Origin of the sequence: Adhaeribacter aquaticus DSM 16391, from assembly GCF_000473365.1 — a bacterium.
GTDB classification, from domain to species: Bacteria; Bacteroidota; Bacteroidia; order Cytophagales; family Hymenobacteraceae; genus Adhaeribacter; species Adhaeribacter aquaticus.
Genome location: NZ_KI421517.1, coordinates 1,858,345 through 1,879,817, shown reverse-complemented (window position 1 = coordinate 1,879,817; position 21,473 = coordinate 1,858,345). Strand labels below are relative to the sequence as shown.

Annotated in this window: 19 protein-coding genes; 11 read left to right on the top strand and 8 right to left on the bottom strand. The window is 40.8% G+C overall.

The features are described 5' to 3' along the window. Positions 1 to 35 precede the first annotated feature (35 nt). From ADHAQ_RS29025 to ADHAQ_RS28080, 3 genes are all read right to left on the bottom strand, one after another. Entirely contained in the window at positions 36 to 242 is a 207-nt protein-coding gene (locus ADHAQ_RS29025) for a response regulator transcription factor (RefSeq protein ID WP_084524005.1), read from the bottom strand. Between the two features lie 6 nt (positions 243 to 248). Then, complete coding sequence (locus tag ADHAQ_RS25245) at positions 249 to 692, bottom strand: response regulator (RefSeq protein ID WP_051359840.1); 444 nt, start codon at positions 690 to 692, stop codon at positions 249 to 251. A 478-nt stretch (positions 693 to 1,170) separates the two neighbouring features. After that, positions 1,171 to 1,380: a hypothetical protein gene (locus ADHAQ_RS28080; protein WP_169727994.1), complete on the bottom strand. Its 210-nt coding sequence runs from the start codon at positions 1,378 to 1,380 to the stop codon at positions 1,171 to 1,173. A 39-nt stretch (positions 1,381 to 1,419) separates the two neighbouring features. On the opposite strand from ADHAQ_RS28080, the gene ADHAQ_RS0110410 reads away from it, so the two are divergent. Together ADHAQ_RS0110410 and ADHAQ_RS0110405 are read left to right on the top strand one after the other, a co-directional pair. Then, positions 1,420 to 2,745, top strand: coding sequence for an ABC transporter permease (locus tag ADHAQ_RS0110410; RefSeq protein WP_026462882.1), 1,326 nt, complete (start codon positions 1,420 to 1,422; stop codon positions 2,743 to 2,745). A 64-nt stretch (positions 2,746 to 2,809) separates the two neighbouring features. Next, positions 2,810 to 3,670 carry a bestrophin family protein gene (locus tag ADHAQ_RS0110405; protein WP_026462881.1) on the top strand — a complete coding sequence of 287 codons (861 nt, stop codon included), beginning with the start codon at positions 2,810 to 2,812 and terminating at the stop codon, positions 3,668 to 3,670. 66 nt (positions 3,671 to 3,736) lie between these two features. On the opposite strand, the gene ADHAQ_RS0110400 is transcribed toward ADHAQ_RS0110405, so the two are convergent. Then, entirely contained in the window at positions 3,737 to 4,090 is a 354-nt protein-coding gene (locus tag ADHAQ_RS0110400; RefSeq protein WP_026462880.1) for a HesB/IscA family protein, read from the bottom strand. A gap of 145 nt (positions 4,091 to 4,235) precedes the next feature. Here ADHAQ_RS0110400 and ADHAQ_RS0110395 point away from each other — a divergent pair, with 145 nt between their 5' ends. The 5 genes from ADHAQ_RS0110395 to ADHAQ_RS0110375 all read left to right on the top strand — a co-directional run bounded on the left by ADHAQ_RS0110395 (position 4,236) and on the right by ADHAQ_RS0110375 (position 8,251). Further along, positions 4,236 to 4,760 carry a DUF7935 family protein gene (locus tag ADHAQ_RS0110395; RefSeq protein WP_026462879.1) on the top strand — a complete coding sequence of 175 codons (525 nt, stop codon included), beginning with the start codon at positions 4,236 to 4,238 and terminating at the stop codon, positions 4,758 to 4,760. A 57-nt stretch (positions 4,761 to 4,817) separates the two neighbouring features. After that, positions 4,818 to 5,195 carry a hypothetical protein gene (locus ADHAQ_RS25240; protein WP_169727993.1) on the top strand — a complete coding sequence of 126 codons (378 nt, stop codon included), beginning with the start codon at positions 4,818 to 4,820 and terminating at the stop codon, positions 5,193 to 5,195. Between the two features lie 217 nt (positions 5,196 to 5,412). Continuing rightward, positions 5,413 to 6,186 carry an MbnP family protein gene (locus ADHAQ_RS0110385; protein ID WP_026462878.1) on the top strand — a complete coding sequence of 258 codons (774 nt, stop codon included), beginning with the start codon at positions 5,413 to 5,415 and terminating at the stop codon, positions 6,184 to 6,186. 15 nt (positions 6,187 to 6,201) lie between these two features. Beyond that, positions 6,202 to 7,245: a cytochrome-c peroxidase gene (locus ADHAQ_RS25235; protein ID WP_051359839.1), complete on the top strand. Its 1,044-nt coding sequence runs from the start codon at positions 6,202 to 6,204 to the stop codon at positions 7,243 to 7,245. Then, positions 7,220 to 8,251, top strand: a complete 1,032-nt coding sequence (locus ADHAQ_RS0110375; RefSeq protein ID WP_034256732.1) for a hypothetical protein — start codon at positions 7,220 to 7,222, stop codon at positions 8,249 to 8,251. Before ADHAQ_RS25235 ends, ADHAQ_RS0110375 begins: the two co-directional genes overlap by 26 nt. A gap of 226 nt (positions 8,252 to 8,477) precedes the next feature. On the opposite strand, the gene ADHAQ_RS0110370 is transcribed toward ADHAQ_RS0110375, so the two are convergent. The 4 genes from ADHAQ_RS0110370 to ADHAQ_RS0110355 all read right to left on the bottom strand — a co-directional run bounded on the left by ADHAQ_RS0110370 (position 8,478) and on the right by ADHAQ_RS0110355 (position 15,913). Next, positions 8,478 to 9,566 carry an aminotransferase class V-fold PLP-dependent enzyme gene (locus ADHAQ_RS0110370; RefSeq protein ID WP_026462876.1) on the bottom strand — a complete coding sequence of 363 codons (1,089 nt, stop codon included), beginning with the start codon at positions 9,564 to 9,566 and terminating at the stop codon, positions 8,478 to 8,480. A 93-nt stretch (positions 9,567 to 9,659) separates the two neighbouring features. Beyond that, positions 9,660 to 11,552: a phosphoglycerate dehydrogenase gene (serA, locus tag ADHAQ_RS0110365; RefSeq protein WP_026462875.1), complete on the bottom strand. Its 1,893-nt coding sequence runs from the start codon at positions 11,550 to 11,552 to the stop codon at positions 9,660 to 9,662. Positions 11,553 to 11,761: 209 nt separating this feature from the next. Next, the gene (gene bshA / locus ADHAQ_RS0110360) at positions 11,762 to 12,898 is read right to left on the bottom strand and encodes an N-acetyl-alpha-D-glucosaminyl L-malate synthase BshA (RefSeq protein ID WP_026462874.1); all 1,137 of its coding nucleotides are present in this window, start codon (positions 12,896 to 12,898) and stop codon (positions 11,762 to 11,764) included. A 105-nt stretch (positions 12,899 to 13,003) separates the two neighbouring features. Then, positions 13,004 to 15,913: a serine hydrolase domain-containing protein gene (locus ADHAQ_RS0110355; RefSeq protein ID WP_245590595.1), complete on the bottom strand. Its 2,910-nt coding sequence runs from the start codon at positions 15,911 to 15,913 to the stop codon at positions 13,004 to 13,006. Positions 15,914 to 16,362: 449 nt separating this feature from the next. Between ADHAQ_RS0110355 and mutL the strand changes: the two genes are divergently transcribed. The 4 genes from mutL (at position 16,363) to ADHAQ_RS0110330 (ending at position 21,429) form a co-directional block, all read left to right on the top strand. Continuing rightward, entirely contained in the window at positions 16,363 to 18,186 is a 1,824-nt protein-coding gene (mutL, locus tag ADHAQ_RS0110345; protein ID WP_026462871.1) for a DNA mismatch repair endonuclease MutL, read from the top strand. Between the two features lie 145 nt (positions 18,187 to 18,331). After that, positions 18,332 to 19,108: a rhomboid family intramembrane serine protease gene (locus tag ADHAQ_RS0110340; protein ID WP_026462870.1), complete on the top strand. Its 777-nt coding sequence runs from the start codon at positions 18,332 to 18,334 to the stop codon at positions 19,106 to 19,108. A 3-nt stretch (positions 19,109 to 19,111) separates the two neighbouring features. After that, positions 19,112 to 19,993 (top strand): rhomboid family protein, encoded by an 882-nt coding sequence (locus ADHAQ_RS0110335; RefSeq protein ID WP_026462869.1) that lies wholly within the window; start codon positions 19,112 to 19,114, stop codon positions 19,991 to 19,993. Positions 19,994 to 20,175: 182 nt separating this feature from the next. Then, positions 20,176 to 21,429: an alpha/beta hydrolase gene (locus tag ADHAQ_RS0110330; protein ID WP_084523808.1), complete on the top strand. Its 1,254-nt coding sequence runs from the start codon at positions 20,176 to 20,178 to the stop codon at positions 21,427 to 21,429. Positions 21,430 to 21,473 lie beyond the last annotated feature (44 nt).

The window sequence follows — 21,473 nt, the reverse complement described above, 5'->3', positions numbered from 1 at the left end:
TCTGGTGAAAGCGAGCGGTTCAGACAAATGAAATCTTAGGAAATCAGATTATGAAATAAGGCATATTTAATAAGTGCCGGCGTGTTTTTGCATTTGGTTTTGGTAAGAATATTTTGCCGGTGCGTTTCTATGGTTCTTTTGCTATTGAATAGCTTATCAGCAATTTCCTGATTGGTTAAACCTTCTGCAATTAATTTCAGGACTTCTTTTTCGCGTTCCGATAATTTTTCTGCCGGAAAAATATTCGATTAGTTATTATTCTCCTGAATATTACCTGCTTTAGTATCCGGTAGTTTTTGCGAAATTTCCGGACAGATATAAGAATTTCCGGCAGCAACCAATTTTATAGCCTGGGCCAACTGCTTGCTATCAGCAGCTTTACTAATATAACCGGTGGCCCCTGCGCTTAATATTTCCTTTATGTCTGTTTCTTTTTCATGCATGGTAAGAGCCAGAATCCTGGTTTCAGGGTAATGCTGACGAACGTACCTACAGGCTTCAATACCATTCATAACAGGCATAGAGATATCCATGATAATTACATCCGGGGGTTGAATATGAGCCAATACATCTTTTAATTCTTCGCCATTCCCTGCTTCTGCTATTACCAGAATCTCGGTTTCTGATTTTAGTAGCATTTTTATGCCTTGCCGAATGATGCTATGGTCTTCTACTAAAATTACATTTGTCATAAATAATATTTATTTGAATGCCTGAACCAGACTCAGGTTTGATTATACGTAATAGTCAAAGAAAATATTTAATTATTTAAATTATTTAAACGACTAAGCTTACAGTAACACCTGAAACTTGCTTTCAATTTTGCCTTTTACATAGTTTATTATCTACAAAAATAAGGCCTCACCTTTACCCAAAAAAGCAGTGATGAAATGAAAACTCTTCAATAACTTACAAAAATCAGTAAAACGGTCCGGTAACTCTGGAGCAAAATTTATTAGTATGTAAAATTTAAGGGGAAGTTATTTTAAGTTAAAGTTATTAAGGTCTGTTTATCTTTTATTCCGGAGTGTAAAAACTTGTTTCATAAATAACCAGCTATTTTCTGGTTGTTTGATTAAATTTTAAGAATATTAATCAAAGAAGAAGGGGAAATACAGTCATTACTTATTGGTTATTAGGTAGATACGGGAAGGCCAGAAGACTACGTGTTTATAGGCAAAGACTGGCGCAATACCAGTACACCGAAATAAGTCGGTTTTTATCCGATGCGAAGGAAAGAGTTGAAAATATACCTAAACAGGTTGCTTTTCTGGAAGAATTCATCCAGAAATACCTCGTCAGGTAACAGTTGTCAGCGGCAATATTGGGCTTGCCTGGTCGATGCTCCTTTTCTGTTGTGTCACCCGCTTTAGAAGCCATATGCTTTCTTTTGCCTATATTTAGGCATTCAGAAAAGTTATGCATAAAATCTGGTTAATTCTTCAGCGGGAATACTTAGTTAGAGTCCGGAAAAAGAGCTTTATTGTTATGACCTTGCTGGCCCCCTTGTTTTTGGCAGCCATTATGGTTATTCCGGTTTATTTATCTACTGTTTCGGATACCAAAGACAACACCATTGAAGTACTGGACGAAAGTGGTTTGTTTGTGGGGAAATTACAAAATTCCGAAACCCGTAAATTTGTGCCGGTGCCGGGACCATTAGAAGATCAGAAAATTAATTTTTTAACCGGTGACCACACGGCCCTTTTATATATCCCCAAAGTAGATTTGGATGAGCCGGCAGGTATTCGGCTATATGCTAAAACCAACGTTAGCATTGATGACAAGTTTGCCATTGAAAGCAGCCTGCGCAAAGAAATTGAAGCCATTAAATTTAAACAATCTGGCATTAACCAACAGGTGCTGGATCAGATAAAAACCGAAGTGAACATACACACCACCAACCTAAGCCTGGACGGTGAAAAAGATAATAATGCATTTGTAACTACTGGCGCCGGTTATATTGCAGCCTTTCTTATTTATTTGTTCATTTTTATTTATGGTGTCCAGATTATGCGGGGCGTAATCGAAGAAAAGACTAACCGCATTGTAGAAGTTATGATATCGTCGGTAAAGCCTTTTCAGTTAATGATGGGTAAAATATTGGGTATTGCCGCGGTTGGGCTTACACAGTTTGTACTCTGGATAATTTTATCTACTGTTGTTACTTCTGCCGTAACGGCTCAGCTTAAAGATGAATTATTAACTCAACAAGCAGCTCAACAAGCAGCGCAGCAAAATCAATTTGGAGCAGCTCCTAATCCGGGTGCATTTAAAACCAATACTACTGCCGAGGTATTAGAAGCAGCCGAGAATCTGAATCTGCCTTTAATTTTAGGATGCTTTGTATTTTACTTTTTAGGTGGCTATTTGCTGTATGGCGCTTTGTTTGGGGCCGTGGGAGCAGCCGTAGATAATGAAACCGATACCCAGCAGTTTATGCTGCCTATAACCATACCGCTTATTTTATCTTTTATTGTGGCCCAAACTGTTATTACCCGTCACCCCGACGGAGCGGTGGCTTTCTGGATGTCTATTATCCCTTTCACCTCACCTATTGCCATGATGTTGCGCATACCTTTTGGGGTACCAGTATCAGAACTTCTTTTATCGATGGCTTTGCTGGTGCTGGGCTTTATCTGTACCACCTGGATTGCTGCCCGCATTTACCGGGTGGGTATTCTGATGTACGGGAAAAAGATAACTTATAAGGAGCTCTCCAAGTGGCTGTTTTATAAAGTTTAGATTACTGCATTTAATTTACGGTAGAGAACTGCAGAAGCTTTTTTGCGCTTTTTTATTTATTACTATGATTAATTATAATCCGAAGGAGTGGTTTACATTTATTTTTCGGTTTTCAAAAGCTGATACGTTCCGCAGACTCTTGCCCTTAATGATAGGAGTAGGTGTTTACGCCGGACTTATTGCTTACCTGGAATTAAATTATCTGCATCCGAGTAATACCAAGTTCTTTAGTAATATTGGGATGATGCATAGCGTATTGGGCTTTGTAATTTCTCTCTTATTGGTGTTCCGAACTAATACCGCTTACGACAGGTGGTGGGAGGGCCGGAAAGTTTGGGGCGGTCTTACCAATACCTGCCGCAATTTAGCTATTAAGCTCCAGGCTTTTTTGCAGGAGGACAGCGACCGCCAATTTTTCCGGTTAATGATTCCGAATTATGTGTTTGCTTTAAAACAATTGCTCCGGGAAAATGAAGACTTCCATGAACTGGACCCGGTACTGGATATTAAAAGTAACAAACATTTACCTAACCAGATTGCTGCTTCGCTTTTTACCAGGGTTAGCGCTTTACAAAAAAATAATAAACTGTCGTTAGAAGAGTTTTTGGCTTTAAATGCAGATTTAAGTGCCTTAACAGATTTATGCGGCGCTTCTGAACGCATTAAAAATACCCCTATTCCCTTTACTTATAGTGTATTCATTAAAAAATTTATCTTTTTATATGTAATAACTTTGCCGTTTGGGTGGGTGTTTAGCATGGGGTATTTTATCATACCGGTAGTAGTTTTAATTTTATATGCCTTTGCCAGCCTCGAGTTGATTGCCGAAGAAATTGAGAATCCTTTCGGAACCGATGCCAACGATTTACCCATCGACCAGATTTGCCATAATATCCGCAAGCACGTTGGGGAATTATTAAGTTAGGTTAGGCAGGTGCTAAACTAAAAAAGCCAGCTAGCAGCTGGCTTTTTTAGTTTACTAATTTAGAACTTAGGAAGAGAAAGAGGTGCCGCAACCGCAGGTGCTTTTAGCTTGGGGGTTGTTAAAGATAAAGCCCCTGGCATTTAAACCATCCTGAAAATCAACTTCCATGCCCATCACGTACATGCCGTGCTTTTTATCCATGATAAGTTTTACGCCCTCCATTTCAAAGACTTCGTCACTGTCTTTCTTTTTATCGAAGCCGAGCAGGTAAGACATGCCGGAGCAACCGCCCCCCTGAACACCCACACGTAACCCGTATTCATCAGGCACGTTCTTATCCTTCATTATTATTTTCACTTCTTCAATAGCCCGGGGCGTCAGGCTAATAGGAGAAATTTTTTGAATCGTTGCTGTTTCCATGATCTGGGATATTTTATTGGCTCAAATGTAACTAATAAATCAGAATAAAGTTTAAGCCATTTTTTATACAAGTATAACAGGTCGGTTTTAGAAAAGATTCACCCTAAATTTTGATATTTGTACAGACAAACTAATCTAAAGAACCATGGTTAATTACATATACGACCTTTTAAAAATTTTGCTGCCTGCTGCCTTAGTCTTATTTGGTATGTATTCAGTTATCAATTCATTCCTCAAGAAAGAATACCAGAAGCGGTTATTAGAAATACGCATTAAAAACACCGAAATAGTATTGCCAATCAGGCTGCAGGCATACGAACGTATCTGCCTTTTTCTGGAGCGTATTTCGCCGAGTAATTTACTTGTACGGGTGAGCAGTGGCGGCCAAACGGCTGCCGAGTACCAACGGGTTTTGTTATCAGAGATCCGGAATGAATATACCCATAATCTTTCGCAGCAAATGTATATGAGCGATCAGGGTTGGCAAATGGTAAAGCGGGCCAAAGAAGATATGGTAACCTTAGTGAATCGCATTTACCAGGAATTACCCGCCGAAGCAAAAGGACCAGAACTGGCCCGTCGTATATTAGAAACTGTAATTACTACTGATACAGAACCCACCAGTCAGGCCATTAGCTTCCTGAAAAAGGAAATCAATCAGGTATTTTAAATTTTAACTTTGCTTTTCCGGAAGTGCCGTGTATTTTTGCGACATTATTCTAATTCGGTGAAGCAAAGTTTTGTTCTATTTTTGGTAACCTTAATCCTGATCCAATCATTTGGAAAGGCATTGGTGGTTATTAATTACCAACTAGATAAAGCTTATATAGCCGCCACGCTTTGCGAGAATAAAGATGCCCCGGTTTTAAAATGTCACGGAAAGTGCTACTTAGTTAAGCAACTAAAGAAAACCGACGAAGCAGAAAAACAATCTTTCCCTACCAATAGTAAAGAGAAATTTGAATTAGTATGGCTTTGGTCGCCAGCAGCTATTTTAGATTTTGCAGTAGCTAAGGAGAAAAGGAAAAATATTCAAGTCTACTCCAACACTTACCAATTTTCGGCTTTTGCCGCTATTTTCCAACCGCCCCGGTTAAACTGTTAACTTGTAATTTCTGGTTTATTTAAAATGGGTTTTTCGATTCCGAATCACCTCATTCAAATCATGCTGTCTGTTCCTGTTTTGGACTAGAACAGCAAAGCATTTTATGGAAGATTCAAGCTTGGTTTCGGCTATCCAGCGCCAGCAATGATTTTTCTTTCAGTGGCTGACTACTACAGGTTTATACCAGCATCTAATTATTATTTAGCAGTTTAATCTTATGAAATTTACGCAATACTTTTATCTTGTATCTTTATTTATATCTATTTCATTTACCAGTTGTAAAAAAGATCCGGAAGAACCTACCGGAACTGGGTCGTTGAGCCTGGAATTTGAAAACGTAGTTGGTAATGAGCCCTTGGTTTTGGTGGGAGAGACCCGTCAAGGTCCAACCTACCGGAACGCGAACCAGGATGCTTTTCAGGTGACTACCTTTAGATATTACATCAGCAATCTTATTCTGACCAAAACCAACGGCCAGGAATTTAAGCAACCGGAAAGCTATTACTTGGTTGATCATAGCCAAGCTGTTTCCCGCCACATAACAATTCCTAATATCCCCACTGGGGAGTATAATAAAATAACTTTTACCATAGGGGTAGATAGTGCCCGTAATACGAGTGGTGCCCAAACCGGGGCATTAGATCCGGCAAACGAAATGTTTTGGTCCTGGAATACCGGTTATATTTTTCTGAAAATGGAAGGAACTTCTCCGCAATCTACTACCAACGGGAATTTGGTTTTCCATATTGGGGGCTTTAAGAAACCTAACAATACCATCCGCACTGTAAGCCCAACCCTACATGGTGAGAAAATAACTATTAAAACGTCTAAAACGCCCGATGTCCACCTGAAAGTTGATTTACTGGAAATGTTCCAGGGACCTACTAACATAAAGTTTAGCGAACTGAATACGGCAATGGGTGGACCTAAGGCAGTAACCATTGCCGATAACTACACCGCCATGTTTAAAGTGGATCATATCCATTATTAAACGGAATACTAAAGTATGTGGCACTTAGTTAAAAGGCTACTGGCAATGTGGGCATTGCTTTGGCTAGTATGGGCTTGTGGTACTGAACCAGAAGCACCTTCCTTGGATTACACCTTGGAGGTGCCGGCTAATTTTCCACCGCCAAAACCTGTTTTTAAAAATAATCCGGTTACCAAAGCAGGCTTTGAATTGGGTCGCGCCTTGTTTTATGATCCAATTCTCTCTCGCGACAATTCTATTTCCTGTGAAGGTTGCCATAAGCAGTTTTCTGGTTTTGCAGATTTAGGGCACAAAGTTAGCCATGGCATTGAAGACAAATTAGGAACCCGCAACTCACCCGCATTAGCCAATTTAGCCTGGCAACCGGAGTTTTTTTGGGATGGGGGAGTGAACCACCTGGAAATGGTGCCGCTGGTACCAATTACCAATCCGGTTGAAATGGATGCTAAACTTACGACTATTATTAAAAAATTAAATAATCATAAGCGATATCCAAAACAGTTTCGGGCGGTGTTTGGAGGAGATAGTATAAATAGCCAGCAACTATTTCGGGCGCTATCCCAATTCATGGGCTTATTGGTTTCGGCTAACTCCAGGTACGATAAATATGTACAGAATGGAGGCGGGAGTTTAACTACTGCCGAATTGAACGGATTACAAGTATTTAAGAACAAATGTGGTTCGTGCCACGCCACTGACTTATTTACAGATTTTAGTTACCGCAACAACGGTTTAGACACTGATTTCAGAAAGGACGAAGGCCGGTTTTTAATTACTAATAATGCTGCGGATGCCGGTAAATTTAAAGTGCCTAGTTTGCGTAATGTGGCTGTTACCAGTCCTTATATGCATGATGGACGCTTTCAAAACCTGAAGCAGGTATTAAACCATTATGTTAATGGCGTAAAAACATCTGCTACGCTGGATCCCTTACTCCAAACCAATGCCTCTCCAGGAATTGCTTTAACCCCTGAAGAACAATCTGATATTATAGCTTTTTTACAAACCCTTACCGATCAGGAATTTTTAACCAATGCGAAATTTTCTCAACATCAGTAAATTAGTAATATTAGGTGTTTTATGCCTAATAACAGAAACAAGCCAAGCCTGTGATATTTGTGGTTGCTTTATGGGCATTACGCCTTACGATAATCAAAGCACCATCGGCATAATGCACCGATACCGGATTTTTAACGGCTATTCCCATTTAGGACAAAAAAAACAGTTTTTCCCACACGGCGTGAATGTCTTGTATCCGGGCGCGCAGGGAGAAAATGGCCATAGCCATACGCATGCACCGGGTACAGGAGCGCACGATCACGGCAATAATGCACAGGATTATGAAGCCTATCGGGTTATTGAAGTACGGGGCAAATATTTTATTCATAAACGCCTTGAACTAAATGCTTATGTGCCCTATACCATGAATACCAGCCGCACCGATGGCAGCACAACCTCCCTGACGGGTATAGGGGATATTAATTTATTTGCTGGTTACCATTTGTTGCGCAAAATAGAAGTAGCTGGTGCTCAACAACGATTAATTGCGGGTGGTGGGGTAAAACTGCCAACCGGACATTATTATAAAAAAGATGCAGAAGGTGTACGGTATCCGTTGCTTTTACAGCCCGGAACCGGTGCGGTAGATTATTTTACCTACATCAATTATATTATTGGCTATCGAAAAATAGGTCTGAGTATTAATGCCAGTTATAAACTGAACGGGCAAAATTACTACCAGGAAGGTATTGCCAATAGTACAGCGCAATTTGTAAATTTATTTTACCGCTTTAACCCCAACCCCAACTGGTTGATCGTGCCATCAGCTCAGTTCTTTTATGAGAACACTAAAGGGGAAATGTTGAACGGAGAATTAACCGGCGAACATCAAATGAAGAATGCTTTGCTAGGACCAGGAGTAGATATATTCTATAAAAACATCTCCCTTAATTTAGCTGCCCAATTACCCGTGTATGAAGCTGCAACCAATCACCCATCCAGTGCCGGACGTTTAGTTTTAGGCTTAAACTACAATTTTAATCAAACTAAGTATTTATTAAAATAGGGGTAGGTTTAACCTAAAGAATACCAGTTTTACTTATTACATTTTAGGTCATTCCGAGCTTGCCGAGGAATCTAAATTATATCGAAGTGGCGGTAAGAATTAGATCCTTCGCCAGGCTCAGGATGACGAATTTCTATAGTACTATTATTACACTTACACTACTTATTCAACAAAAGAGCCTTTCCATATTTGAAAGGCCCTTTTGTTTTAGTAAGGAAAAATAATATTATCCAAATAGCTCTTGTAGTTTATAAACCAAAGCCTGCATTTGGCTTACCGAATGGGCCGGGAAATTGGCAATTCTTATTTGAGCATCTTTGTAACTGCCGTAACCACTGCCCACTACCATATCAAAAGGCGCCAGTTTTTTAATAACCTCGGCAGAAGACACTTTTGTGTTAAGGATAATAGTAGTAGCGGAGCGATGTGCCGGTTCCTTAACGGCAATGTCAAATGTCTGGCTGTTGGCGGCATACTCATAAACCAGTTTAGCTTTGGTTTCCGTTTCCTGCCGGATCACCTCAATGCCTTTCTTGTTCATTTCTTCTGCCACCTGACCTAATAAGTAAATATTAAGCACATTTGGTGTTTCAGGGTTCTGATAGCCTTTGGCTTTGCTTAATAAAGAAGGAATGCTATGAAATGAACCAATAGATAAACCTTTAGCTTTTAACGCTTCGGCTTTAGCAATGCAACGGTCATTTAAAACCCAAACACCTAAACCTGCGGGTAAACCAAAGCACTTCTGTACCGAAAAATATACAGAATCTATCTGGCTATAATCAAAAGCCGGGTGCGGCATAGACGAAACTGCATCTACAAATAATAAAGCTTCCGGATTAATTTTTGACCGCAGCTGATTAATAGCCTCAACCGGCGTAGCAGCACCGGAACTGGTTTCATTTTGTACTACCGCTACCAATTCTGCGGTTGCCGGAACTTCAATCTGATCAATAGGAAAACCTTCGCCGAAAGGGGCCTCATACTTGGTGGCTTTCCTACCTAGCTCCAGCGATATTTCATAGAAACGTTTGGAGAAAGAACCGTTAACCAGGTGAAAACTTTCAGATTCTACTGTGTTCTGAATAGCCCGTTCCCAAATTTCGTTGGCCGAGGATAAAAATAATATTTCGAAATTATCGGGTAATTGCAGCAACTGGCGCAGCTCTTTTTCGGTGTGAGCATAAATATCTTTAAACTGCTGGCTGCGGTGTGAGATACTTCCAATTTTATTGGCCATTGCACTTTGCATGTGCTGAGGCACCGTAGGGTACAATTCAGAAGGTCCCGGGGTGAAATATATCTTATTGTTCATGATTGGGAAAAGGTAGGTATAAAAATTAAAAGTGCTAAGTCCATATTAAGGGTTTAATATAGGACTTAGCACTTCGTACATAATAATTACTTATTAATAAAGTATTCTAAACTTAATGGTGTTGGCAATACTTCTCAGATCATTAACTAATTCTTTGTCGTATGCTTTATCAATGTCTGTGATTACATACCCTACGTGTTCATTAGTTTTTAAATACTGACCCAGAATATTTACGTGGTTTTTAGCTAAAACATTGTTAATATTTGCCAGTACACCCGGTACATTCTCGTGAATATGGATCAGGCGATGCGCATTGGTAAGAGCCGGTAACTGTATGTTAGGGAAGTTTACGCTCTGGTAAGTATTACCAGAGTTAATGTACTCCATAATCCGGTTCGGAACAAAGTTAGCAATGTTCTCTTGCGCCTCTGCCGTACTACCTCCAATATGAGGCGTTAAAATAACGTTAGGTAACCCACGTAAATCATTTACAAATTCTTCGGCATTATTTACGGGCTCGTACGGGAATACATCAATTGCTGCTCCTTTGATCTTGCCTGATTTAATATGCTGAACTAAAACCGGAATATCTACAATATGGCCACGGCTCAGGTTCAGGAATATTACGCCTTCTTTCATGGCTTCAAACTCAGCCGCACCAAAAAAGTTTTTGTTGCTGGCCCGGCCATCTACGTGCAGGGTTACAAAATCAGCCAGGCCCAGTAACTCTTTCAGAGAACTGCATTTCTTGGCATTACCCAACTGTAGTTTTTCTACTACATCGTAATAGTAAACTTCCATACCCATCGCTTCGGCCAGTACAGAAAGCTGGGAACCAATGTTGCCGTATCCTACAATACCTAATTTTTTGCCGCGAACCTCAAAACTACCAGCCGCTGATTTATCCCAAATGCCTTTATGCATTTTTTCACTTTTAGGGAAAATGTTACGGGCCAGCATAATGATTTGGCCAATAGCCAGTTCTACCACGCTGCGGGTGTTGCTATAAGGTGCGTTAAATGCCGGAATACCTAATCTTAAACATTCTGTTAAATCAATCTGATTGGTGCCAATACAGAAAGCACCAACACTCATTAATTTATTAGCATTGGCTAAAACCTTTTTGGTTACCTGTGTTTTAGAACGTATGCCTAATATAGAAACGTTTTTAATTCGCTCACAAAGCTCATCCTCTTCCATGGCACCAATAGCGGTTTCTACCTGGTAGCCCTCTTTCTTAAATAGCTCTACCGCTTTTGGGTGAATATTCTCTAATAACAGAACACTAATACGATTCTTTGGATAAGAAATAGCCATCGGTAATTTGTTCTGGTACAGAAACTCATCTAAGCTGGGAGCGATATGTTCAGCTTTAGCAACTACCGCTTCACGGGCAATGTTTTCAGTAAAGGCGTAAAATTTATTGGCTAAGCCGGCTTCTTTAATTTCGTAGTCGGTATAACCATCACCTAATACATACACATCTCCTTGCAAAGCCAGGTTTTCCAGTAATTTAATTTTGCCTTTATCCAGACTTAATACATTAGACGGATCGAAGCCTACAATATTACCCTGCTCGTCGTACTCAAAAGTATTGGCATAAATATTTTCTTCTTTAATACCGTATTGGGTTACAATTGGTACAATAAACTCTTTAAACCCACTGGATACAATTAAAATATTATCAGCATATTGGTTAAAGAATTCCCGGTTGCGCTTAACAGATTCAGAAACTTTGGTTTCTAATTGAGCAATAAGCGGTTGCAAGTGCCTGCGGTTTGCTTTGAGTAAAGCCAGACGTTTCGATAAACCCTCGGTGAACGAGCTTTTGCCGTCCATGGCACTATTGGTCAGGTTTACTATTTCCTGCAGGATTTCCTCCTTGTTTTCGTCGCCTTGTAATGAGATTTCACCTAATTCATCTAAAGCTTCTACTTGCGTGAAAGTACTGTCGAAATCAATGATAAAATATTTGTCTTTACTCATAGAACATTGCGCTTTCCGCGCTAAAAAATTTCAAGGCGCAAAGTTCATTAATTTTAAATTGAATTAAAAGAATTGTTTGGAGTTAATATAAGCTTAATAAAATATTTTTCAGAAATAAGCGCAAGATGTTAAGTGATTTAGCTAAAAAGTAAAAAATCCTGCCCCAGGAGGTGGAGCAGGATGCTATTTGTTTAAAAATCCTATACTTTCTACAGCATTGCTAATTGTTCATCTTTTATCTTCTGATAGAAGTTTTCATAAAGCGGAACAATTTTATTTATTTCAAATACCTTAGCCCTAGCTAGTGCATTTGCCTTAAAGGTAGGTAAGTTATCATCGTGTAAGACAAACAAGGCATTTTTTACCATATCATTCACATCACCCACATTGCTTACAAACCCAGTAACGCCATGAATATTCAGTTCGGGTATGCCCCCAGCATTAGACGAAATAACCGGGACCTGGCAAGCCATTGCTTCCAGCGCGGCCAGTCCAAAACTTTCTTTCTCGGAAGGCATCAGGAATAAGTCACACACCGATAAAACCTCTTCTACGGCATCCAGTTTGCCTAAAAAGCGTACATCGCCGCATACATTAAGCTTCCGGCACAGTTTCTCTGCTTTTACCCGTTCCGGTCCATCACCCACCATCAATAATTTAGAAGGTATTTGTTTTCGTACTTCTACAAAAATTTTTATTACGTCCTGAACCCGTTTTACACTGCGGAAGTTGGAAGTATGTACCAGCAGTTTTTCTCCAAAAGGACTAATGGCCGTCCGGAAATGATCTTTCCGTTGTTTTTGAAAGCGTTCCAGGTTAATGAAGTTTGGAATGACTTCAATTTCTTTTTCAATTTTAAAATGGTTATAGGTTTCGGTGCGCAGATCATCAGAAACTGCCGTCACCCCATCCGACTGATTAATACTAAAGGTAACCACCGGTTCAAAAGAAGCATCTTTACCCACCAGGGTAATATCGGTACCATGTAAAGTAGTGATAACCGGAATATGAATCCCTTTGGTTTTTAAGATTTGTTTGGCCATGAAGGCTGCCGAAGCATGCGGAATAGCATAATGCACGTGTAGTACATCCAACTTCTCAAACTGAACAATATCTACCATTTTGCTGGCTAAAGCCAGTTCATACGGATCGTATTGAAACAGCGGGTAAGATGGTACCATTACCTCGTGGTAAAAAAGATTCTCGTTAAAGAAATCGAGCCGAGCCGGTTGGCTATAGGTAATAAAATGTATTTGATGACCTTTTTGAGCAAGGGCCTTGCCCAATTCGGTTGCTACTACGCCACTTCCTCCAAAGGTTGGATAACAAACAATGCCAATTTTCATGTAAATTCAAGATCAGCGGTAAAAATTTAGTTAAGCTGATAAGCTTTATAAGCTCAAAGTAAGGAAATAGTTTTTATACTTTCCTTAAATTTTATTCTTCTTACGCTACTGCCGGTCGGTGTAATAGAACTTAGGCTGGATAGATTTATAAATGATATCGTGAATTCGGGTTCGGATGCTATTAGTAACCAGCTTATTATTTTCGGCAGTAGGATTAATGCGGTTGGATAAAAAGATGTAAACCAGCTTGTTTTCCGGATCAACCCAAGCGCAGGTGCCTGTAAAGCCGGTATGGCCAAAAGTAGATAACGGAGCCATGGTTGAGGTAGCACCTTTCCCGGCAGGGTCAGGCATATCCCAGCCCAGTCCGCGGCGGGTTTCTTTATTGTGACGGGTAGCAAATTCAGGTACTACATTGGCACGAAAATATCTTAACCCACCGTACTCCCCGTTTTGTAAGTTCATTTGCATCAGTTTGGCTAAATCCAGTGCCGTTGAGAATAAACCGGCATGGCCCGCTACGCCTCCCATCATGGCTGCTCCCTGGTCGTGCACATTGCCCCACACCAAGGTTTTCCGGAAGTGCGTATCATTTTCAGTAGGTACAATCTGCTCTTTCTGAAAACGCTTTAAGGGATTATAAAGTAATGAATTGGCACCCAATGAAGCATAAAAGTTGTGCTCCATAAACTCATCAATTGATTGATTTAGCAGTTTTTCTGCTACCCGTCTTAATATATAGAAGCTTAAATCGCTGTATTTAAATTCATAATGCGGTGCTCCTTTGGGTTTAGGTAAAAGCGGTGATTCAATAATCCACTTCCACATCACGTCTTCCATGTTCTTAGCAGTATACATGCCCGGTACTACTTCATTCGGGAAGTTCTCGCTTTGGGTAGTAGCATAATAAAGCCCCCGGTTCTGAGGAGCATTAAAACTGCGTTGCCAAAAAGCCACTCCCGATTGCAAACCGGCCTGGTGGGCCAGAATGTCGCGGATTATCAAATTTTGTTTGTTAGTTCCTTGAAGTTCCGGGAGGTAAACCGATGCCTTGGCATCTAAATTTAATTTGCCCTGGTCTTTCAGGAACATGATAGCCTGCAGGGTAGAGGCCACCTTTGTTACCGATGCAATGTCGTAAATAGAAGAATTAGTTACTAGTTTGGCTTTATCATCGTAGGTGGTATAGCCATAAGCTTTTTCAAATATTACCGCACCATCCTTGGCTACTACTACCTGGCAGCCTGGAGTTGCTCCGTAGGCAATGGCTTCCCGCGCAACATTATCAATCTGGTTTAAAATTTGCGAATCCATGCCAACACTTTCCGGATTGGCAAAGCGCAGACGATTGATCGGTTGCGTTTTCAAGCCTGAACCAGCGGTTAGATTTGGAGAGGCCGAAACGGGTAACTTTCCGTTGGCACCAATAGCACCAAATAAAATCTGAGGTATTACAGTCTGGGCTGCTTCCGTATCTTCATAACCACACAACAACCAATCAGACTTTTCAAAATACTGTAAGGTATAGGCATTGCCTAATACAGCTAATACAACTTTTTGCTTTGGATTAGCCTGTAACCGCTGGATAAAGGCCCGGGTTCTTTGTGTAATGCCGTAATTATTGGCCGGTGTATTATTTAACCGGTGAATGCTAACCACCACCACATTGTTCTGCTGTAGTTTGTTGTATAAGCGGTTATAAGTTGAATCTTCGGCCTGCTTTACCAGCGTGTACTTAGTAAATGGCGCATACTTTTCCAGCGTTTGGGTAAACACATTATTCTTGCCGGCTCCTATGGTAACGGAGGCAAAATTTAGAGTATCTAAATTGCGGAACGGCAGAAAATCGCCTTTGTTTTTTACTAAAGTAACGGCATGTTCATAAAGCTGCTGTTGTACCACATTGCTGCTTGGCCGATCTATTTCTGTAGTCAGGTTTTTTAACTCAACCGGTTTGTACTTATTTAAACCAGCCCAATACTTGGCGTGCAGAATTTTCCGAACCTTATAATCAATTTCTTCCTGTTTGATTTTTCCGGAAGCTACTGCTTCTTTTATTTTAGCAATAGCAGTTGGTACGTCTTCCGAAAAAAGTAAAACATCGTTACCAGCCGACAAGGCGAGCGCATCTACTTCTCCAGGCTTGTAGTACTTGGTTACACTGCGCATATTCAGGGCATCGGTAAAAACTAATCCCTGGTATTGCATTTTCTCTTTTAATAAACCAGTAACCAAATTATGGGAAAGCGTAGCGGCTTTATTAGCAACCGTATCAAAAACCGGTAAGTGCAAATGAGCTACCATTACCCCCATTACGCCGGCATCAAAAGATTGCTTAAAGGGGTACAGGTCTACTTCCTGTAACCGTTTTATATCACTACGGATTATTGGTAATGATTTATGTGAGTCTTTATCGGTATCACCGTGGCCCGGAAAATGTTTGGCTACGGCAATTATGCCATTTTCCTGCAAGCCTTTAATGTAAGAAATACCATAGTCGGATACATGCTCTTTTGATTCGCCGAAGGAGCGATTGCCAATAACCGGATTATTAGGGTTGCTGTTTACATCCAAAACAGGAGAAAAGCTGATATGTACACCCAGACGCTTCATTTTTAGGGCAATTTCTCTTCCCATCAGGTACACATACTTAGGATCATCAAGTGCGCCCAATGTCATTTGTTTCGCAAAATGCATACTGCTATCCAGGCGCATATCTAAACCCCATTCTGCATCCATGGCAATAAAAAGCGGAACAGTGGCTTTGCTTTGGTATTGGTTGGTTAGTATAGCCTGTCTTTTAGGTCCACCATACATAAACATTAGTCCGCCAATATTATATTGACTAATCAAGCGTTCTATGTATCGGCTGTGGCTGGCGTCGCGGTTAGAGTAAGCGGCTACCATAAATAACTGGCCTAAGCGTTGCTCGGGAGTTAAGGCATTATACACACTATCTACCCACGATTGTTCCTGGTTGCTCACTACCCGTTTAGGCAAGGTAGTAGAGGTCATCAGGCCTGTAGCCGTGAGTAAAACTAGAAGTAAAAATATGTTAAAACCTTTCACCATCTTTTCTAACCGGTATATGTAATTTGAATAGCTCGGAATAAAATCTAATTTTGCATGTAAAGATTTTGCCGGGCAAACAGGTTGTTTTCTAAAGTAAGCTATTTACATTTTTTAAAATGGGTACTTGCCAGAAGTATGGATAAACAACTTTTTTGCTTTGAGAAGCCCAATGGCTTTTTCTCCTGAAACTTTATTGCAGCTGTTTAAAATGTTAATCATACTTAATCAAGCAGTTCGTTTGCTACTAGTATTCTATAGCAAAACACTTGCCTATCTAAAATCGTTTGCAATAATAATAATAAATTTTTTTTCAGGCACTTACTTACCTCACCCAAAAAATGCAAAATTCTTTATGGTGGGCCTAAAAGTTTCTAAAACCTGCTGAGAACGTAATGGCGGATATAATAAAATTATTGCCGGAATACCTGGCAAATCAGATTGCGGCAGGCGAAGTAGTACAAAGACCGGCATCGGTTGTAAAAGAATTAATGGAGAATGCGGTTGATGCGGAGAGTACACAAATCCAGTTAATCGTAAAGGAAGCTGGTAAAACGCTGGTGCAGGTGGTTGATAATGGGAAAGGCATGTCGGAGACCGATGCCCGGATGAGTTTTGAGCGGCACGCAACCTCCAAAATTAAGTCTACCGAAGATTTGTTCCGGATTCAAACAATGGGTTTCCGGGGCGAAGCTCTGGCTTCTATTGCGGCGGTGGCCCAGGTGGAGCTTAAAACGAAAAAGCAAAACTCTGATATAGGGACTAAACTGGTTGTTGAAGGATCGGAGGTTGTTTCGCAGGAACCGGTGGCCATGCCCGATGGTACAAATATTTGTGTAAAAAACCTGTTTTTTAATGTGCCGGCGCGTCGTAATTTTTTAAAATCTAATCCGGTTGAAATGCGCCATATTCTGGATGAGTTTCAGCGGATGGCGCTGTCGCACCCGCACATTAGTTTTTCTCTTTTTAATAATGATTTAGAAATCTATCAATTACCGGCGGCCAAATTAAGCCAACGGATAGTGGCTTTGTTTGGCAACAATTACAAAGAACAATTAGCCAATTGCGAAGAAAATACACCTACTTTAAAAGTGAGTGGGTACATTGGCAAACCCGAGTACGCTAAAAAATCGCGTGGCGACCAGTTCTTCTTTGTAAATAACCGTTTCATCCGGAATTCTTACCTGAATCATGCGGTAGTAACCGCTTATGAAGGGTTGTTGCCTAAAGATACTTTTCCGTTTTATGTGCTCTTTTTAGAAATAGATCCGGCCAGTATTGATATAAACGTACATCCTACCAAAACCGAGATAAAGTTTGAGGATGAAAAAACGGTGTATGCCATTGTGCGGGCTGCTGTTCGGCAATCTTTAGGGGTGCATAATATTGCGCCGTCGCTGGATTTTGAAGGTGATGTAAATTTTGCCCCTATCCGGTCTATCAAAACAGATTTTGATACCGAGTTTTTTAAGGCTGCTCCAACTTATCAGGAAATGGCACCGGCACAAGAGCGCAAACAAGTGCCTGCTTTTAAACCCAATATTTTTCAAAACTGGCCAGAAAATCCTGCCAGAGACACTGCCAGAATAAGTAATGCGCCTTTGGTTTTTGAGGATCTTGACTTGCCGGAACAAAAAGAATTAGGGTCTTCCGGCAATAAAGCCATCCAAATTCATCAGAAGTATTTGTTGGTGCAGGTAAAATCGGGTATGATGCTGGTAGATCAGCAAGCTGCCCAGGAGCGTATTTTGTACGAGAAGTTTATTGCGGCTTTACATCGGAACTCAGGCGCTACCCAAACGTTACTTTTCCCGGAAGTGGTTCAGTTTACGCCTACTGATTTTATTGTAGTACAAGAACTGAAAGAAGAATTCAGAGCCTTAGGTTTTGTGTTCAGTGATTTTGGTAAAAATACTATTATGGTAAATGGCATACCTGCCGATGTGCCTCCAAATCGGGAGAAAGAACTTTTTGAAGGATTAATCGAACAATACCAGAATAACCGTTCTGATCTGGCGTTGGATAAAAAAGAAAATATCGCCCGGGCTATGGCTAAACGTGTTGCTTCCCGGCTCGTAAGGCGTATGACGGAGCTGGAAATAAATGCGCTGGTGGATCGATTATTTGCCACCCAGGTACCCAACTATACTCCCTCCGGACAGAAAGTGCTGGTAATGATGGATATGGGTCAGTTGGATGCCTTGTTTACAAAAAGCTGATTATTTTGTTTGAGTACTATTCGGTAAAATAGGTAATATTGCCACTATTATATATTTAAAAATATTTCAGGTTCAATAATAGGTAGTTGGGTCGAAAACGTTTGATGACCAGTAGCTTATTATGATTAAAACCTTGCTGCTTTCTATGATGAATATAACACCAATGGTCCGGAATCTTCTGGTCCTTAACCTGGTAGCTTTTATAGCCTTTACCTATTTTGGAGGTGGCGAAATGTTTGCCCTTTACGATTTCAGATCACCTTATTTCAGGCCGTATCAGTTCCTGACGCACATGTTTATGCATGGAGGCTGGGGACATTTGTTCAGCAACATGTTCAGTTTATTTATATTTGGTCCTATGCTGGAATACAGGTGGGGAGGACAACGCCTTTTGTTATTTTATTTAATAACCGGCTTAGGAGCCAGTATTTTGTTTACGGCCGTTCGTACCTATGAATTTCGACAGCTTACCCTAGATACCGAGCAATATATTAGTGCGCCTTCCCCTATAAATTTCCGTAATTACCTGGACGAACACCTGGAAGGACGCTATAATCTGGAAGCGGTACAGCAGTTTAATAATAACCCGACTGACCCGAACATGATTGCGGGCAGCGTGCAATCTGTTAAAAATATTTATCAGACCTTAATCAATGTACCTATGCTGGGTGCTTCCGGAGCCGTATTTGGTATATTAATGGCATTCGGATTATTATTTCCAAATACAGAATTGATGCTTTTATTCTTCCCTTTTCCAATAAAAGCAAAATATTTTGTGCTACTTTATGGAGCCTATGAGTTTTATGCCGGGATACAAAGGAACCCAGGTGATAATGTAGCGCATTATGCGCACTTAGGCGGTATGTTGTTTGCCTTTATTTTAATTAAAATATGGGAAAAGGATAGAGAAAACTTTTATTAATAAATGAGTATTATAAACGATATAAGGTTTGCTTTCCGGCAACGCGATAATGCTTTAAACCAGCTTATTTTAATTAATATACTGGTTTTTGTTTCCATTATTCTGCTGCGTACCATTTTGTGGCTCATGCGTTCCGATCTCTTTGAGACCATAATGAGTTTTCTGGCACTACCGTCTGATTTGAATGTTTTGGTACGTCGTCCCTGGACGTTGTTTACGTACTTTTTTGTTCATAAAGACTGGCTTCACATTATTTTTAACCTGCTTAACCTGTATTGGTTTGGTATGTTGGTTAGGGAGTATCTGGGCAGTAAAAAGCTGGTAAGTCTTTATATCCTGGGAGGATTTTTAGGTGGTGTAATTTATTTGTTGTTTTACAACTTGGTGCCCTTTTTTATAGCCCGGGGCAATGCCGAAATGATTGGCGCTTCAGCCAGTATCTTGGCTATAATTGTGGCTGCGGCTACCTTACTGCCAGATTATACTTTTAATCTGCTTTTGTTCGGGCCTGTAAAGATCAAATACATTGCCGCTTTCTTGGTTTTACTTTCTATTTCCGGAGCGGTGGGCGATAATGCCGGTGGTAATGTGGCGCACTTGGGCGGGGCTTTAATCGGCTTTATATTTATAAAGCAACTACAGCGGGGTAATGACTTGGGGCGGCCTATTCATGGCTTCTGGGCAATTATCTCTGGTTTATTTAGCCGCCGTCCGCTAATGAAGGTCAGTTACAAAAATCCGGCTACCGGCGGGTTTAGTATGCCAAACGGTAAACCTAGTCAGATAGAAATTGATTTGATTTTGGATAAAATTTCCAGATCGGGCTACGAGAGTTTATCTAAAGAAGAAAAGCAAAAGTTGTTTCGGGCTAGCCAAAAAGATTAAAGATTTTTATATAATAGGCCTTGGGTTGGATGCTTAGATCTTTAAGACTAAGTTATAGTTTTCCTGTAATTCATTAAATTCAGTTCCAATTCATAATATAGAATATAAAGAAGTTCATTATTATTCCTTCTTTATATATTAATTACAGTTGTCCAGGACTATTTTACTTAATTCTTTAAACCATGAAACGATTTTGCCTGCTCTTTGCCTTACTCATGTTTATACAGGATTCCTGGGCGCAAAAGCTTGCTGATCCTATACTTTTATGGCCGAATGGGGCACCTGGGGCTACCGGTTCTAGTGATGAAGACAAGCCTGCGCTTATTCCTTTTGTGCCAGAGGAATCAAAAAGAAACGGAGCTGCCGTATTGGTAGTGCCAGGCGGTGGTTTTACTACTCGAGCTGTTGACCATGAAGGTGTATTGGTAGCGCAATGGTTAAAAGAAAAGGGTATTACAGCGTTTATTTTACGCTATCGCCTGCGGCCTTTGTATACCCGCAATGACTGGGTATTGGATGGACAACGGGCGATGCAGTATATACGGGCAAACGCATCAGCATACAACATCTCTCCGGATCGTGTAGGCACTATTGGCTTTTCGGCAGGGGCCAATTTGATAGCTGATATGTCGCTTAACCCGTTAGCTGCGCAAACAAATGCTACCGATGCGCTTGAACGCTTCGCTTCCAAACCTGATTTTTTGATCCTGGGCTATGGCTCTATGCGTCTCCCTGCCACCGCTGATTCCGTTGTTGTGTCTAAATTTCCGCCGACGTTTATGTATGGCACCGTGGAAGACCGGGCCAGCAATACCGGCATGCAGGAAATGCTTAACCGGTTATATCGGGCCGGCGTACCGGTTGAAGCACATTTTTTTCAGAACGGTGTACACGGAACCGGCTTTGCCTTAGGTGATCCGGTACTGGGCCAATGGACAACTTTATTACACAACTGGCTGGCCGTGGGCGGGTTTCTTACAGACAAACCACAAGTTGCTTTAGCAGGTGTGGTAAAATTAGATGGTGCTCCCTTGCGAAAAGGTATGGTCATTCTCACGCCAGTTGATAACCGGGAAGCGCCTCCTGTAGTGGTTTATATCGTTAATACTGGCACTGGGGAATTAGGGAGGTTTTTAGTGCCGAAAGGTCAAGGGCCGGTGGAGGGTCGCTATAAAATAGAAGTGAGGCAGGATGCTACCCGATGGACAAGTAATTCGAGGGAGCCCTTTATGATCAGCATGATGGATAAGCAAGCTAAGGGGACATTAACGGAAGCGGATATAAAGCAGTGGAGTGAATACACACGAAAGCGGAACCTCTCGCCCAGTATTGACAAGCAACGCATTTATGCCCGCAAGCACCCAAATGATAAGTTGGATTATATTGTTGCCATAAAAGAGGGAAAGGAAGTATTGATCGAAGTATTCGGTAAGTAGTGAATAGTGAGATAGGTAACCAAATACTATGGAAAGGTTTGGTA